The 14885-nt window shown below is 60.5% G+C and carries 16 protein-coding genes; 9 read left to right on the top strand and 7 right to left on the bottom strand.

Going from position 1 to position 14885, the window contains the following annotated elements; translation table 11 throughout:
- Positions 1-89 precede the first annotated feature (89 nt).
- Positions 90-308 (bottom strand): hypothetical protein, encoded by a 219-nt coding sequence (locus tag BUC04_RS23865; RefSeq protein ID WP_159437657.1) that lies wholly within the window; start codon positions 306-308, stop codon positions 90-92.
- Positions 309-440: 132 nt separating this feature from the next.
- On the opposite strand from BUC04_RS23865, the gene BUC04_RS05965 reads away from it, so the two are divergent.
- Both BUC04_RS05965 and BUC04_RS05970 read left to right on the top strand, forming a co-directional pair.
- Positions 441-1457: a glycerophosphodiester phosphodiesterase family protein gene (locus BUC04_RS05965; RefSeq protein ID WP_067659281.1), complete on the top strand. Its 1017-nt coding sequence runs from the start codon at positions 441-443 to the stop codon at positions 1455-1457.
- A 200-nt stretch (positions 1458-1657) separates the two neighbouring features.
- On the top strand, positions 1658-1867 hold the full coding sequence (locus BUC04_RS05970) for a TOBE domain-containing protein (protein ID WP_067659284.1): 210 nt from the start codon (positions 1658-1660) through the stop codon (positions 1865-1867).
- A gap of 68 nt (positions 1868-1935) precedes the next feature.
- Here the strand turns inward: BUC04_RS05970 and BUC04_RS05975 are convergent, their stop codons facing one another.
- The gene (locus BUC04_RS05975; protein ID WP_067659287.1) at positions 1936-2532 is read right to left on the bottom strand and encodes an outer membrane beta-barrel protein; all 597 of its coding nucleotides are present in this window, start codon (positions 2530-2532) and stop codon (positions 1936-1938) included.
- Positions 2533-2771: 239 nt separating this feature from the next.
- Here BUC04_RS05975 and BUC04_RS05980 point away from each other — a divergent pair, with 239 nt between their 5' ends.
- The 4 genes from BUC04_RS05980 to BUC04_RS05995 all read left to right on the top strand — a co-directional run bounded on the left by BUC04_RS05980 (position 2772) and on the right by BUC04_RS05995 (position 7125).
- Entirely contained in the window at positions 2772-3287 is a 516-nt protein-coding gene (locus tag BUC04_RS05980) for a GNAT family N-acetyltransferase (RefSeq protein WP_067659289.1), read from the top strand.
- A gap of 213 nt (positions 3288-3500) precedes the next feature.
- Entirely contained in the window at positions 3501-5462 is a 1962-nt protein-coding gene (locus BUC04_RS05985; protein ID WP_067659291.1) for a hypothetical protein, read from the top strand.
- A gap of 122 nt (positions 5463-5584) precedes the next feature.
- On the top strand, positions 5585-6079 hold the full coding sequence (locus BUC04_RS05990) for a peptidylprolyl isomerase (protein ID WP_067659294.1): 495 nt from the start codon (positions 5585-5587) through the stop codon (positions 6077-6079).
- Positions 6080-6279: 200 nt separating this feature from the next.
- Positions 6280-7125, top strand: coding sequence for an ABC transporter substrate-binding protein (locus BUC04_RS05995; RefSeq protein WP_067659297.1), 846 nt, complete (start codon positions 6280-6282; stop codon positions 7123-7125).
- A gap of 60 nt (positions 7126-7185) precedes the next feature.
- Here BUC04_RS05995 and dbpA read toward each other — a convergent pair whose 3' ends face one another.
- The 3 genes from dbpA to BUC04_RS06010 all read right to left on the bottom strand — a co-directional run bounded on the left by dbpA (position 7186) and on the right by BUC04_RS06010 (position 10594).
- Positions 7186-8574 (bottom strand): ATP-dependent RNA helicase DbpA, encoded by a 1389-nt coding sequence (dbpA, locus tag BUC04_RS06000; protein ID WP_067659300.1) that lies wholly within the window; start codon positions 8572-8574, stop codon positions 7186-7188.
- Between the two features lie 184 nt (positions 8575-8758).
- Positions 8759-9499 carry a hypothetical protein gene (locus BUC04_RS06005; protein ID WP_143165551.1) on the bottom strand — a complete coding sequence of 247 codons (741 nt, stop codon included), beginning with the start codon at positions 9497-9499 and terminating at the stop codon, positions 8759-8761.
- Positions 9500-9688: 189 nt separating this feature from the next.
- The gene (locus tag BUC04_RS06010) at positions 9689-10594 is read right to left on the bottom strand and encodes a LysR family transcriptional regulator (protein ID WP_067659305.1); all 906 of its coding nucleotides are present in this window, start codon (positions 10592-10594) and stop codon (positions 9689-9691) included.
- A gap of 100 nt (positions 10595-10694) precedes the next feature.
- Between BUC04_RS06010 and BUC04_RS06015 the strand changes: the two genes are divergently transcribed.
- Complete coding sequence (locus BUC04_RS06015; protein WP_082766649.1) at positions 10695-11459, top strand: type 1 glutamine amidotransferase domain-containing protein; 765 nt, start codon at positions 10695-10697, stop codon at positions 11457-11459.
- 104 nt (positions 11460-11563) lie between these two features.
- Here the strand turns inward: BUC04_RS06015 and BUC04_RS06020 are convergent, their stop codons facing one another.
- Positions 11564-11875, bottom strand: coding sequence for a hypothetical protein (locus BUC04_RS06020; RefSeq protein ID WP_073325643.1), 312 nt, complete (start codon positions 11873-11875; stop codon positions 11564-11566).
- A 125-nt stretch (positions 11876-12000) separates the two neighbouring features.
- On the opposite strand from BUC04_RS06020, the gene BUC04_RS06025 reads away from it, so the two are divergent.
- Positions 12001-12495 carry a GFA family protein gene (locus BUC04_RS06025; RefSeq protein ID WP_067659309.1) on the top strand — a complete coding sequence of 165 codons (495 nt, stop codon included), beginning with the start codon at positions 12001-12003 and terminating at the stop codon, positions 12493-12495.
- A gap of 90 nt (positions 12496-12585) precedes the next feature.
- Here BUC04_RS06025 and BUC04_RS06030 read toward each other — a convergent pair whose 3' ends face one another.
- Positions 12586-13647: a linear amide C-N hydrolase gene (locus BUC04_RS06030; RefSeq protein ID WP_067659311.1), complete on the bottom strand. Its 1062-nt coding sequence runs from the start codon at positions 13645-13647 to the stop codon at positions 12586-12588.
- 161 nt (positions 13648-13808) lie between these two features.
- Between BUC04_RS06030 and BUC04_RS06035 the strand changes: the two genes are divergently transcribed.
- Complete coding sequence (locus BUC04_RS06035; protein WP_067659314.1) at positions 13809-14699, top strand: LysR family transcriptional regulator; 891 nt, start codon at positions 13809-13811, stop codon at positions 14697-14699.
- Positions 14700-14885 lie beyond the last annotated feature (186 nt).

Here is a 14885-nt window from a genome sequence, read left to right on the forward strand (position 1 = left end):
AAGCTTACTTCGAGGAAACCCCGGTCTGTCGGGCCCAAGCAACAAAAACGGGAAGCCCAGGCTTCCCGTTTTGTCTTGAGTCAGCGAGGTTAGGTGCCCGGCATCTCGCTCCAACCGCTGTCGATGATCATGCCATCCATCTTGCGCAGCACATGGCCGCAGCTTTGACAGCGATATTCATGCTCGGAGAAGCCGCCATCCACGGTACTGGCTTCGTGATGGGCAAACTCGGTGAGGTTGTGGTGTGGCTTATCGGTCTGTTGTTTCAACTGCGCCTGACAGTCATGGCACAAGGGCGTTGTCATCATAATGTCCCCCATGGTTACCTAGTGTTGAGTATAGGGGGCAAAGGCAGACCGGGCCGGCGACAACAACCAGGGGCTTGCGCGGGATCAACCGGGTTGCACACAAGGAGCAGAAAACCGACGATGCCAACATCGATGCTGACAAATCGCCAACACCCGAACCGAGTCATCGCCCAAGCTCTGTTGCTGTGCCTGGCTCTGGCTCTGAGTCTGGATTCGGTCATTTCAGTTCAAGCTCAGAGCAACCCGCTGCGCCAGACTGACACGCCGCTGAACATCGCCCATCGCGGTGCCTCCGCCTATGCCCCGGAGCACACCGCAGCCGCCTACCGAATGGCCATTGAGATGGGCGCGCCTTTTATCGAGCCGGATCTGCAGATGACCCGGGATGGCGTTTTGATTGCGCTGCATGACCCCACGCTGGAGCGCACCACCAATGTGGCGACCCTGTTTCCCCAGCGCTACCGACGGGTGCAACGGGGCGCTAAGGCGGTTCGGCAATGGTTTGCCTACGACTTCAGCTTGGCGGAGATCAAACAGCTGGATGCGGGCAGCTGGCTGTCTGAGGCCTATGCCGGCGAGCGCATCCTCACCCTGGACGAGGTGATCGCCCTGGCTCAAGGTAAGGCGGACATCATGCCGGAGCTTAAGTATCCCGACCGTTACCTGGCGCAGGGGCTGGATATGGCCCAGGCCTTTTGGCATGTGCTGGAACGACACCGGCTAACCCGGGGTGAGCACGGCCCCCAGGTGGTGGTGCAGTCGTTTCATTTCGACACCCTGGTGCGGCTTCGCCAGCAGTTCCAGTCGTCGTTGCCGCAGGTGTTCCTGGTGTATGGCGACAGCGCCGCGCCCTGGCTCAGCGATGAAGGGCTGGCCCGGGTCGCAACCATCGCCGACGCACTGGGTCCGAGCAAGCTACTGATTGAAGCCGACCCCACCCTGGTGTCTCGCAGTCATCAGCAGGGCCTGGCGGTGATCCCCTATACCTTCGCCTCACCCCACCGTGCCACCGACGCCGCGCTCATCAGGGAGATGCAAACCGCTCTTTGCCTCTGGCAGGTGGACGGCCTGTTCACCAACAACCCGGATCTGTTCGGCCAGGTTGGCCCCTGTCGAGATGAGAGCAATGCCCCGGTGGCCACCCCATGACAAAGCGATGACAGCGCCACGGCGAGAAATGCGATTCATGACCCCAGTTCAATCCTGAGACATGGAATCAGCAAAACTGTCGCCTGGATTACAATTGCGAGCATCATGGGTTTGGTTTTCCCGATGTATGGCATAGGGTTACGCCGAGTTTGGCGCCCAGTCGTCATCTCATCTCCTCAACACGAACAATGGAAATAACAATGAAGCTGAGCGCACGCAATCAACTCAAGGGCACCATCAAGAGCATCACCCCCGGTGCCATCAACAGTGAAGTCGTGATCGAACTGGCCGAAGGCGTTGAGATCGCCTCTGTGATCACCAACGAGTCTGTTACCAACCTAGAGCTGGCCGTAGGTAAAGAAGCGTTCGCCGTGCTGAAGGCCTCCAACGTGATGGTGGGTGTGGCATAACGCCCCTCCTCTGAATCAAAAAATCCCGCGACAAGGTCGCGGGATTTTTTTGTGTCCGGTCAGCGCATTCAGTAGCGATACTGGAAGCCAAAGGAGGCAGCGGCCAAGTCGTAGCGGTCACCATCCAGGTAGGAGACGTACTCCAGCGCGATGCTAAAGCGCTCGCTGGAGGCCAGGCTGATACCACCGCCATAAGACAAACTGGTGGCGCTTTTCGAGCCGGACGGCGACGGACTTACCCGGCCACGGGTTACGCCGAACAGGGCATAGGGAGTGAACGGCGTGCGATTGGCCAGCCCGCCTTTAAGGTAGCCGCCGAAGAAGTAATCCACCTTGGCGCTTTGGCCGTCGCTGATGTCGTCCTTGATGATGGTGGTGCCCACCCGCCCTTCCAGGGCAAAGTAGTCATCGAACTGATAGCCGGAAACCAGGGTCAGGGCCTGCGGCTTGGCTGACGCCAACTCATCGTGGTCGTAGCGCATCAGGCTGTACTGGATGCCGCTGTAGCTGCGAGGTACCTCAGCTTCCACCGGTGGGCAGGGGTAGTGACCCGCGCCATACACCGGGGCCTGCACATCACCGTGAGTGGGCGCGTTAACGTGGATATGCACCTCGGCGGATGCGTGGGCGCTGACCAGCAGCAACAGGGGAAGGCAAGATTTCATCGACGATACCGGCAGGATTCAGAAGTGGCGGGATCCTACCCATCCACCGGCCCGGGTTCTGTGACTCCGCTGGCACATCAACAAGACAAAAACATCATCAAAACCGTTATTTACCATGGTTCGTCGCCCACAAAACGACGTTCCCGCCGATTCCCAATCCGCCCTCCCCGGGTTAGAGTGAAGCGATCAGGCTCGCGACCATGCAGCTGACTGAATCCCCCACGCCAACAAGGAAGGCCATGACCATCATTACTGAGACTCCCCGCCTGCTCATCCGCCGCTTCACCCTGGATGACGCCGCGGCTGTCTACCACTTCAATTCCCCGGAAGAGGTGAATCGCTATACCGGTGACGCCGGCATGTGCACCACCGTTGACCAGGCCCGTGGCATCATCACCGACATCTGGCTCAAGGAGTATCAGCAGTATGGCTACGCTCGCTGGGCGGTGGTTCTGAAGGAGACCGGCCAGATCATCGGTTTTTGCGGCTTCAAGTACGAGCCACACCTCAACGGCACCGACATCGGTTACCGCCTGCACCCGGACTTCTGGGGTAAAGGCTACGCCACCGAGGCCAACCAGGCCTGCCTGGAATACGCCCGCCGCAACATGGACTTCAAGGAGGTGTTTGGCGAGGTAGTGGCAGAGAACCACGCGTCGGCCCGGGTGCTGACCAAGTTAGGCCTCACCTATCAGCTGCAATACCAGGAGGATGGCTTCACCATCCACCGCTACGGGTTAAGTCTCAAGGACTGATGCCGTCGCGTTGCTGTTGGCACTGAACGGTGTCGACAGCAACACAGCCACAGGGCATTTGCACCGCACAGCCAGGGTCTTAACGCCCTGGCAGCATGCTGAGTGGCTTGGCTGCTCAAGTCGTGCGCAAACTCTCAACCTTGAACGCCGCTCAAGCAATCCGTGCGCTGCGCAATTATTCTACGCGCCTTCGCCTGAATGAGAGACTCGCCCGTGCACAAACCTCTGGCCCTGTTGTTGTCCCTGTCGCTGCTGGCCGCCTGCAGCTCCGAATCCGATAGCCCCGACAATCCGGATATCCCCGATGAGAAGCCTGAGCTGGAACGCACCTATGGTCCGGCAGCGAGCGCCTACTTCGACGTACTGGACCGCCAGCTCTCCTTTGCTGAGCTGTTGCACGACACCCACCTGCAACTGGCGCAGATCGGCCATATCGAGGAATCGATCTGCAGCAATGGCGGCCTCCTCTCAGCCCAATGGCACGACAACGATGGCAGTGAGGCGGTCAGCGCCGGCGACCAGTACCAGCTGCACCTGCGGGACTGCCAACTGCCCTGGTTTGCCGAGGTACTGGACGGTTCATTGCTGTTCGAGATCACTGAGGTTGAATCCCAGCAACAGGACCAGACCCTGTCGGTGCAGTTGGGACTGTCCGATATCGTGCTCAAGGACGGCGGTGAGTACCAACTGGACAACCACCTGGAACTGACCATGCGTTTGACCCCGAACCGCTACGCGCTCGAGGTGCACAACCCAGAGGCCATCACCCTGTATCACCGCTTTGAGGAGGAACAGATCCTGCAGCCCTCCACCTTCGGCAAGACCGTCGACTCAGAGCGGGCGTTCTACCAGGTCCAGGGCAGCGGTGAAGTTCAGGATCTGCTCAAGCAACAGACAGTACAGTTCCAGCAAAGTACCCCCTGGCAGGGCTACCTGATGGAGTACCCGCACCAGGGTGCGGCTGAGCTGACACCGCAAGGGCTGCCACCGGTTACCCTGGCCAGCAACTTTGTGGTGGATTCCCGCATGATCAATTTCCAGCAGGGACAGTGGGTGGAGAAAAGCCAGTGGCTCAACCGGAGTCAGGGGGTGCTGTGGCGCGTCCCCGGCGTGACCAGCCCAAACAATCCGCGGGAGTACAAGGCCAGCAACCTGCAATTCGTCGCCCAACTAAACGCCTACCTCAATGGCGCCTACCCGATCCAGGGCACCATGCAGGTACAGCTTTCTCGCCCGATCGAGCGGATCGCCACCAGTGTTAGCTTTCGGACAACCCAGAGTCCCTTTGACTACATCGATGCCCACAGCATTATAGAGGGCGGCCTGCTCTCCATTACCCCCACCCGGCCGCTGGAGCCGGGCCGGACGTACCAGTTGGAGTCCTTTGTTGCCTATGGCGAGAACGGGACGTCGCTGAGTGTCAGCACCCGCTCCAACTTTACTGTCAGCGACCAGGTGGTGCCGGTGCTCACGGCGCAAAGCGGTTTGTTCCGGGTTGACGACACCCCCTGGCTCAGCGCCAAAGGCAGCCATGCTAAGGAGGGCGAAGCGATCGACATCGAATGGTTCGAGATCAGCGATACCGGCCTGGTGTTTGAGACCCCAACGGAGCTGCACACCGGTTTCACCCCGGGACGGCCTGGCGACATCGAAATTGGCCTGAGAGTCACCAATGAGCTGGGCCAAAGCGATACCGTCACTCAAACCCTGCGGGATGCGGCCGACGACCAGCGCTTTATCTATTTCGACAGCCCGGCTGGCGAGTACATCGGCCAGGGTAAGCGCCGTTACCTCAGCAGCCGCGACGGCTACTTCACCAACAACAGCAATAGCGAGCAGTTGGATACCATCAGACTGCGCTACGACAACGACCGCAACTGGAGCCTGGATCTGCAATCCGGCGACGGCACCCCGTTGCGCGAGGGTCGCTACGAAGGGGCAACCCGTTACCCGTTTAACCGCGATGGCGAGCCGGGGGTGAACTTCAGCGGCGAGGGGCGTGGTTGCAACACCATCAACGGTGAGTTTGAGATCCACCAGTTGCAACGGGACGCGCACGGCAACCTGTTGGCACTGGCCGTGGACTACACCCAGTACTGCAGCAACGGCACCGAGCCGCTGCGAGGCAAGCTGCGATACAACACCGATTACCCCATCAACCTTAATCATCGCTAAGGGAAGCTACCCTCCCCTGCGCACAACGCCCTGACTCTGTCGGGGCGTTCTGCTATCTTTGCGCCACTTTCTTTTCCCTGGGCGGGCTCTCACCCGCCCCGGCCAGCAATCAAGGCAATCCCATGATCATCTTCACCACCAACCTGGGCGACATCACCATCGAACTGGACAGCGAGCGCGCTCCGGTCACCGCCCGCAACTTCCGCAAATACTGCGAGGATGGCTTCTTCGAAGGCACCATCTTCCACCGGGTGATCAAGGGCTTCATGATCCAAGGCGGTGGATTGACCGCCAAGATGCGGGAGAAGCCCACCCGCGCGCCCATCGCCAACGAGGCCAACAAGGGGCTGAAAAACCTCACCGGCACCATCGCCATGGCCCGCACCGACGCGCCCCACTCCGCCACCGCCCAGTTCTTTATCAACGTGGCGGACAACAACTTCCTCGACCACATCGCCACCACCAATGCCGGCTGGGGCTACGCGGTGTTTGGCAAGGTGACCGCCGGCATGGACGTGGTGAAGCAGATTGAAGGGGTGAAAACCGACACCATCGCCGGCCACGAGGATGTACCGGTGGAGCCCATCATCATCGAGAAGGTGACCATCCAGGACTGAGCCCTGACTTTGCTATGACCCGCTGGCGCGACCGGCCAGCCGGGTCATTCTGTCCTTGCGGCCACAGACCCTGAGCGACTTATTCGGCAAGGGCAAAAAAACACAGAAAACCCATCACATTTCCGCAGTTTGCGTTCGCAACGACATTTCGGCCCTGGCCATACTCCAGCACGAGAAAGGACATCCACTGGAGAAATGAAATGCGACACGCAACCAGCTTGCTGATACTGGCGATGGCCACCGCCCCGGCCCTGGCCGCCCCTCAATGCACCGAAAACTACGGCACCGGTGCCACCACGGTGACCCTGGCCACCGGCAGCCCCGGTGAACTAGGCCTGCTCAAGGCCCTGGCCGATGCCTTTAACGCGCAGCACGACACCCGCCTGTGCTGGGTCAAGGCCGGCTCCGGCAAGTCTCTGCAACTGCTTAAGGACAAGCAGGTCGATCTGGTGCTGGTGCACGCTCCAGACGCAGAGAAACGCGCCGTGGCCGAAGGCTGGGCCATCAACCGCACCCTGATTGGCTCCAACGAGTTCTATCTGGTCGGCCCAAGTACCGACCCTGCCGGCATTCGCAACGCCAAGAACGCCGCCGATGCCTACCACCTGATTGCCCAATCCGCCTCACCCTTCCTGTCTCGGGGCGACAACTCGGGAACTCATAAAAAGGAGCTGTCTATCTGGAAGATGGCGGCCGAACAGCCCAAAGGCAGTTGGTACAAGGAGACCCAGGACTTCATGCTGGCCACCCTGCTCCAGGCCGACAAGCAAGCGGCCTACTTCATGACCGACAGCAGCACCTGGGTAGTGGGCCAGTCCGAGCTGAAAGACACCCAGATCCTGTTCCGCGGTGATACCTACCTGGTCAATACCTACAACGGCCTGGTTCAGCCCAAGGGCGCTACCCCGGCTCAGCCCTACGCTGAGAAGCTGCTGGCGTTCATCGCCTCTGATGCGGGTCAAACCGTGTTCCGCGGCTTTGGTGCCGAGCGCTATGGAGAAGCCATGTACAACGATGCAGTGTACGCCGAGCAGTACGCGGACTGAGTGATTGGCGTCCGACCAATAAAAAGGGCCCTCGCTTGAGGGCCCTTTTTGTCTGCAATCTTAGTCTCGGATCAAGCGCGCCTTGAAGCTGCGACCTTTGAGCTTGCCCTTGCTGATCTGGTTCACCGCCTTGTTGCCGCTGCGACGGTCCACCGCCACGAAGGCGCGGATGTCGGTCACCTGGATCTTACCTATCTTGTCGCCAGCCACGGCGCCATCGCGGGTCAGGGCACCGACGATGTCCCCCGGGCGCAGCTTCTGCTTCTTACCGCCATTGATCTCCACCGTCACCATCGGCGCCGGGGCCGGCTGCTGATTGAGCACGCTGGCCGGCGGCAGCGCTTCGCCGTCGATCTTGATGCCCAGGTAGTCTTCCAGTCGCGCCACCTTGGCCGCTTCCTTGACGCTGAACAGGGAGAACGCCATGCCACGGCTGCCAGCCCGGCCGGTACGACCAACCCGATGCACGTGCACCTCGCTGTCGTGGGCGATGTGGTAGTTGAACACCGCATCCAGATCGTCGATATCCAGGCCACGGGCCGCTACGTCGGTGGCCACCAGCACCGAGGCACTCTTGTTGGCAAAGCGGGTCAGCATCTGGTCGCGGTCGCGCTGGTCCAGATCGCCGTGCAGTGCCAGTACGCTAAAGCCATAACGATGCAGCTCACCGGCCACCGCCTTCACCTCTTTCTTGGTGTTGCAGAACACCACGCTGGATTGGGGCTGGTGCTGCAGCAGCAGTCGGGTCAGGGCCGGGGTGCGCTCGTCGTTGTCCGCCACCTCGTAGAAGTGCTGTTCGATGTCGGCGTGGGTGGCCTGGCCCGCCACTTTCACCATCACCGGGCGCAGCATGAAGCTGTCGGCGATCTGCTTGATCTCCTCCGGGAAGGTGGCACTGAACAGCAGGGTCTGACGCATCTCCGGCAGCCGTGCCAGGATGTAATCCAGCTCGTCCTGGAAGCCCATCTCCAGCATCCGGTCTGCCTCGTCCAGCACCAGCGCGCTGATCCCGCTCAGGTCCAGGGTTTCCCGGCTGATGTGATCCTGGATGCGCCCCGGCGTGCCCACTACGATGTGCGCACCGTGCTCCAGCGAGGCCGCCTGCGGCCCCAGCGGCGAGCCGCCACAGAGGCTCAGGATCTTGATGTTAGGGATGGCACGGGCCAGTCGGCGCAGCTCCGCCGCCACCTGATCCGCCAGCTCGCGGGTGGGGCACAGCACCAGGGATTGCACCTGGAACTGCTTGGGCTGCAACCGGGCCAGCAGCCCCAGACCGAAGGCAGCGGTCTTGCCGGAGCCGGTGCGGGCCTGGCCCACCAGATCGGCACCGGCCAGGATGCTGGGCAGCGCCTGCTGCTGGATCGGCGTCATCTGCCGGTAACCCAGGGTGTCCAGGTTGGCCAGCAGGGCCTCAGACAGATTCAAATTGGAGAAGGCGGTATCGGACATGGTCGCAGCTCACGGTGGCGCCGGGTTCACACCCAGCATAGGGACGAAATGCGCAGCTCGCCCCTACCATCGAGGTGCCCAGCGCAACAAAGCCGGCGAGTCTACCACAGACACCCGCCCTCTGCTGCTCTGCCTCGCCAGGATGTGGGATGTGGCGCGGTCGCCACCTACGAGCAAAGTCCACCTACCGCAGCTCGCCGGTCTCCAGGTAGAGGGTCTGCAGTTGTAAGGCCTGGAATGAAACGCCGCTGTTTGGTTCAGCCAAAGCGTCGGGACCGGTGAGCAAGACCTGCCGCAGTGACGCCTCCGAGGCCGCCCCCTGGTCATCCACCGCCACCGGTAAACATCCCGTCGGTGAGCCTGCGGCACCATCAAGCCGGATGAAGTGGTCCGCCTCCGGCCGCTGCCCCAGCCGTTTATAGAGGAATTGGCTATCACCGATGCTCAGCGTGCAGTAGTGGCCCACGGCTCGATTCGGCTGCGCCGGCTCCAGCGACAGCAGGGCAAACCGCTCTATAAGCTCCACTTCCACCCACACCGACGAGTATCGCCGCTGGCCACCCCGCTCGAAGTGGTCCTGGTACAGGTCCGCCTGGAAGCGACGCAGAGGCTCGGGGTGATCCGGGGCCAGCCGCATCAGATCAAAGGGCTTAGGCACCAAGGTCCAGTAGCCGTCGTAGCCATCCAGTGTCTGTCGCAGCTTGGCATCTAATGTCTTATCGGAAAGGGAGAGGCGTAGCAGCACCTGGGCATTGTGGGGAACGTGGTACATCGGCAGATGAGAGGCAACCAGCCCCGCTTCGCCACCGAACAGCAGCATGCCATGGGTCCCCATGTGGCTGTGTGGCGCAGCGGTCAAGAAAGAGGAACAAAGCAACAGGCACGCCATCAGTGCGGCGCGCAACAAAGAGAAAGAGTGAGCCATCCTGGCCTCGAAAACTTGGGATAGCGGGGTCGTCCCCGTCATAAGGTGCTGCCCCAACCCTCGGAGCAGATCGGGGTCGTCCCCGATGGCGAACAGTAAATCGCTTTGCCGATGGGGATTCAATCTTCACTGGCAACTCACCGAGTCGCTACCGTAAAGCCAACACACCAGCTGCCGCCCGCTCTGCCTCTACTCTGCCTGGGCCTTGAGCTGGGCCCGAAGCCAGCGTCGCAGTGGGTCGCGATGGGTCCGTTCATGCCAAATCTGCACGATCTGCACCGGTGCCAGCTCGATGGGGCAGGGGTAGATGGCCAGCTGCGGGTTGGCTGCCACCGCGCGCTGAGCCAACGAGGCCAGACAGGTGAGCACGAAGGGCTGGTTCACCAGCATCAGCGGCGGGGTCATAAAGCTACTGAGGCCCGCCACAACCCGACGCTGCCGGTTCTGGCGGCGCAGCGCCTTATCCACCAAGCCATCGAGATCGCCGGTGAGCGTGGTCACCAGGTGCGGACAGTCCAGGTAGGCTTGCAGGCTCATCTTGCCCGCTAAAATCGGGTTGTCGCGGTCCGCCAGCACCACAAACTCATCCTGCCAAAGCGCCTGCTGGTAAAAGCTCTGCGGCAGGTCTTGGTAGAACCCGGCAATGGCCAGGTCACACCGGCCTTGCTGCAGCGCCTCTTTGGGCAGCTCGCCGGTGGTGGGGTGCGTCACCAACTGTACCTTGGGCGCTTGCTGTTCCAGTGTGGCCAGCAGTCCCGGTAACAGATGCTGCTCCATGTAGTCGGTGGTGTAGAGCCGCAACAGCTCCTGGCTATGCAGGAAGTCACTGGCATCCGACTGCTGATAGAACTGCTCCAACTGTGCCATCAACGCACCGATCTGAGGCGCCAGCGTGTGTGCCAGCGGTGTCGGTGTAAGCCCCCGCGGTGCCCGCACAAACAGCGGGTCATCAAACTCATGTCGCAGCTTGGCCAGGCGATGGGACAGCGCAGGCTGGCTGATCATCAGCTCCTTGGCGGCAGCGGAGAGGGAGCGGAGTCGATAGAGCAGATCGAACAGGCGCAACAGGTTGAGATCCCGACCCTGGATATTCATTTTCTGAATGGACTTTATAGATGCAATAGAATTCTCATGATACTGCCCGCCGCCTAGACTGGCCAACAATCGCTATCCAACTCATCAAAAGGAAGATGCCATGAGCCGAATCACCTCCGTCCTGGCCGCTGCCAGCCTTACCTTGGGTGCTGCCGCACTCCCCGCCAACGCCGCCGATAAGGTGCTGCTGGTCTCCACCAGCCACGACACCATGGGCGACACCGCCAAGCCCACCGGCCTGTTCCTGTCCGAGCTGGTCCACCCCTACTTTGTCCTGACCGAGGCCGGCTACCAGGTCGACGTGGTGAGCATCGCCGGCGGCGACATCCCGGTGGATCCCTCCAGCTTTCGCGAAGCCGATGCCGGGGTGGATCGCTTCCTGGCGGATGACCAGCTCAGCGCCTTGCTGAAGAACACTAACGCGCTGGCCAGCGTCGACAGCGCAGATTACCAAGCCGTGGTATACGCCGGCGGTCACGGCACCATGTGGGATTTTCGCCAATCCGAGGCGGTACAGCAGGTGAGTACCGAGGTCTACCAGGCCGGTGGGGTAGTGGCGGCGGTTTGTCATGGCCCGGCCGCGCTGGTGGATGTGCAGCTGGCCGATGGCCGCTACCTGATCGACGGCGTTAAGGTGACCGGCTTCAGCAATAAAGAAGAGGAGATGGTGCAGCTGACCGACGTGGTGCCCTACCTGCTGGAGGATGCCATGCAACAGCGCGGTGGCCAGTTCAGTGCCGCTGCTCCCTGGAATGAGCACGTGGTGGTGGACCAACGCGTAGTCACCGGGCAAAACCCGCAATCCGCCCACGCCCTGGGCGAGGCCGTGGTGCAACAGCTCAAAGCGCTCCAACCCAAGTCGTAACCTGACCCGCCCCAACCCACGTCGGACCGAGTTCGCCATTCACTCAGATGAGCAGCTCGGTCCGCAGCAAAGCCGATAAACCTAGGTCAGTACATCAGCCCAGCTCAGTACATCAGGGATTTCGCGTTCGCTTGGGGGCGGTGGTGTACCCAACTGGTGAGCACGTACATCCAAGCCATCAGCCCCAAAAGCGGGCCAAACAGCAGCCAAAACACACAATCCAATGCAGGCCAGCTCGAGCGAGGCAGTTTCCCCTTCAAGCAGCCATAGACTCCGGCCAACGCGGCAGCAAAACCAATCAGCAGGTGGGAGTTCAGCACGCCAAAGCAATTAACGATAAGGCCGGACTGGAGGGCGATAAGGGCAAAGAAGGCAAACAACGCCAGATATAAACGGTTGTGAGGAATCAGACTCATCGGAAATGTTCGCTATTATTATTGTTTTTGAGGGAGTTTAACCGAGGCAACAGGTCACAAGGTGACAATCTCGCCGCAAAAAAGCGATCGGCCCAATCGAGTCAAATGATCTCTAGGAGAGCCCCATGCATCTCACCGGTTCCTGCCACTGCGGCAAAGTGCGCTTTGCCGTCGACTCGCCTCACCCCTGCCCCTTCAATCGTTGTTACTGCTCTATCTGTCGCAAGGTGGCGGGCAGTGGCGGTTATGCAGTGAACCTCAGTGGTCACTACCCCAGTCTGAAGGTAGAGGGCCAGGAACACGTCAAGGTGTACCAGGTGGAGCACGAAGGGCAGCGCAGCCCTCTGCAGCGCCACTTCTGCGGCCACTGCGGCAGCATGCTTTGGGTGTATGACCCACGCTGGCCGGAACTGGTGCACCCCTTTGCCTCCGCCATCGACACCGAACTGCCCACCCCGCCGGAGTACACCCACCTGATGCTGGGCAGTAAAGCCAACTGGGTGCAGGTGGAGGGCAATCCGGGCGACCCCTGCTTTGCCGAATACCCCAAGGAGAGCATCGCCGCCTGGCATGACCGGCTGGGCCTGACCCACCCTATCGAAAGCCCAGACAACGACTGAGCTCCCCCTAACACCACAACGCAAAAGCCCCGGGAGCGATCCTCTCTGATCACCCCCGGGGCTTTTCTTCGATGGCAACGCCTTGCGCTGTTAGCCGTCGATGCGGAACTGGGCCATCACCCCATCGCGCTGCTCCATCCGCTCGGTGACATCGCCAAACAGGTCCGGGCGATCCGCCGGAATGCTGTAGTTGTGGCCGTCGTTCAGACGCTTCAGATCCACACTGAAGTGGGTGAAGGTGTCACCAAACTGGTAGCGCATGTTCAGCACCTGCTGGTCGAGGTTGTACACCACCCCGTAGATGGTGGCATAGCCGGTCATCACTCCACCCAGCTCGCGGTTAGCGGCATCCAGCGGGATCTTGTAGGTGACGCTGTCCAGCTTGGCCAGGCCGTTGGTGTAGCTGCTGGGCTGCTCCAGTTGCTCGAACATGTAGCGGTTCCAGATGAAACGCTGGGCCGAATTGATGTTGCCCGGCAGCGCAAAGTTGCCATGCACATCGGCTTTGCTCTCAGGCTTTGATGATTCCCAGTTGGCCAGGTGCTCGGCAAAGGTGGGGCTGTTGGTCATCACGTTGTACTGCTTACCGTGGTAAACCTGCCACTGGCCATCGATGTACTCCAGCACCGCCGCATCACCGCTGGCGTCCTGCAGCGAGTAGTGGCCGCGCATTGCCATGCCGTCAACACTGAACTGCTGGATCTGCAGACTCTCGATGTTCTCCAGCGCCTCTTTCACCGTGGCGAAGCTGTCCAGCAGGTAGGCAACAAAGCGGGCGTTGACGATCTGATCCTTGCCGGCCTGCTTCTCCCCCGGGACCTCTTCGTCCAGGTAGAGTGCATTGGCGGAGAAGCCCACCTCGTTAAAGCCATCCACCAGGCCAACACCATACAGGGTGGCGCCGATGGAGGCGTACTTGGCGGTCCACTCCAGGGCGTCGTCACCGTCGTAGCCGCGGTAGCTCTGGCCCTTGGCACGCACGTCGATGGTGGGCTGGTTCTCCTCCATCCAATCCATGGTGCGGGAGACGAACACGCCGTGCTCTTCGGTCTCCCAAACAATGCGGGAACAGGCGGAGGCAGCAGTAGAAAAGCCAGACAGTGCAGTGGCAACGGATGCCACCAGCAGCAGCTTTTTAGAGAATTGGGCCATGGGATAGCACCTTTGTAACTGTGAAGGTTGGCCCTATTGTAGGAATCCCATCCCGCATGTAACCTCGCCTTTGTTGGAAATTTTCCAACACAATAAGACAACTACTGGCTGAGTCATTGGCATAACCCATCCGCCAGACCAGCCTATAACCGGAGTGTGGGATGCCCAGAACCAGCCTTGATCAACTCAACGCCTTCGTTGCAGTGGCGCAGCATGGCTCATTCAGCCAGGCCGCCCGGGTACTGAGAAAGGACCGCGCCACCTTGCACTCCCAGGTGGGGGATCTGGAGATCGACTGGGGCGTCACCCTGTTTGATCGCAGTGGCCGCTCACCCTCGCTCACCGCCGAGGGCCACAGCCTGCTCAGCCAGGCTCGTCATATCCTCTACCAGCTCAATGCGCTGGAAAACGCCTGCGATGCCATCGCCCAGGGGCACGAGCATGAGCTCACCGTGCACCATGATATGTCGATCCCCTGCGAGATGATCCGCAGTTTGGATGCGCAGGTTCGCGACGCCTTTCCCCACACCCAGCTCAACTGGCTGCATCGCAGCCGGGAGGAGTCGGCAGCGGCCTTACTGCGCAAGGAAGCGGATCTGGCCGTGATGCTCACCGCCGGACAGGTGGTACCCACCGAGGGCTTGAGCTTCACCAACCTTGGCTATCCCCGCTTTGCCTTCTTTGCCTACAAGGATGCGCCGCTGGCCCAGCAACAGAGCGTGTCACTGGCGGATCTGGAGCGCCATCGCCAGTACCTCGCCGAGAACTTTGCCGACATCCTCAAAACCCCGCTGGCGATGTCGGCCCAAACGGTACGGGTGAGCAACACCGACGTGCTGCTGGCGCTGCTCAAAAACGGTGGTTATGCCCTGCTGCCCTACCACCTGTTGGACGCCGAACCCTATCGCGACCAGTACCGACCGTTGCCGCTGGACTTCATGGTGCAGGATGGTCGGGTCGGCTACGTGCTGCTGAGCCTCAGCCGCAGCGGCGGGCCAGCTAAGGCATTCCTGCAGCAGCGTATTGAGGAGGCTTTTAGGACTATGTGCTAATCCCCAACAACTAACTAAAAAAATAATCAGGCAGCACACGATTCACTCAAATTACAGCTTTTAATCACAGTTTTCACTGAGTTGCACAAAAACTGTTCTATCATGTTGATATATATTGCTCATCTGATAAGTTCAAGCTAGCAAGTTATCGCTAGGATACATCAATTTTATGATGTAACGCTGTAT

Source organism: Ferrimonas marina, from assembly GCF_900129905.1.
Lineage (GTDB): Bacteria > Pseudomonadota > Gammaproteobacteria > Enterobacterales > Shewanellaceae > Ferrimonas > Ferrimonas marina.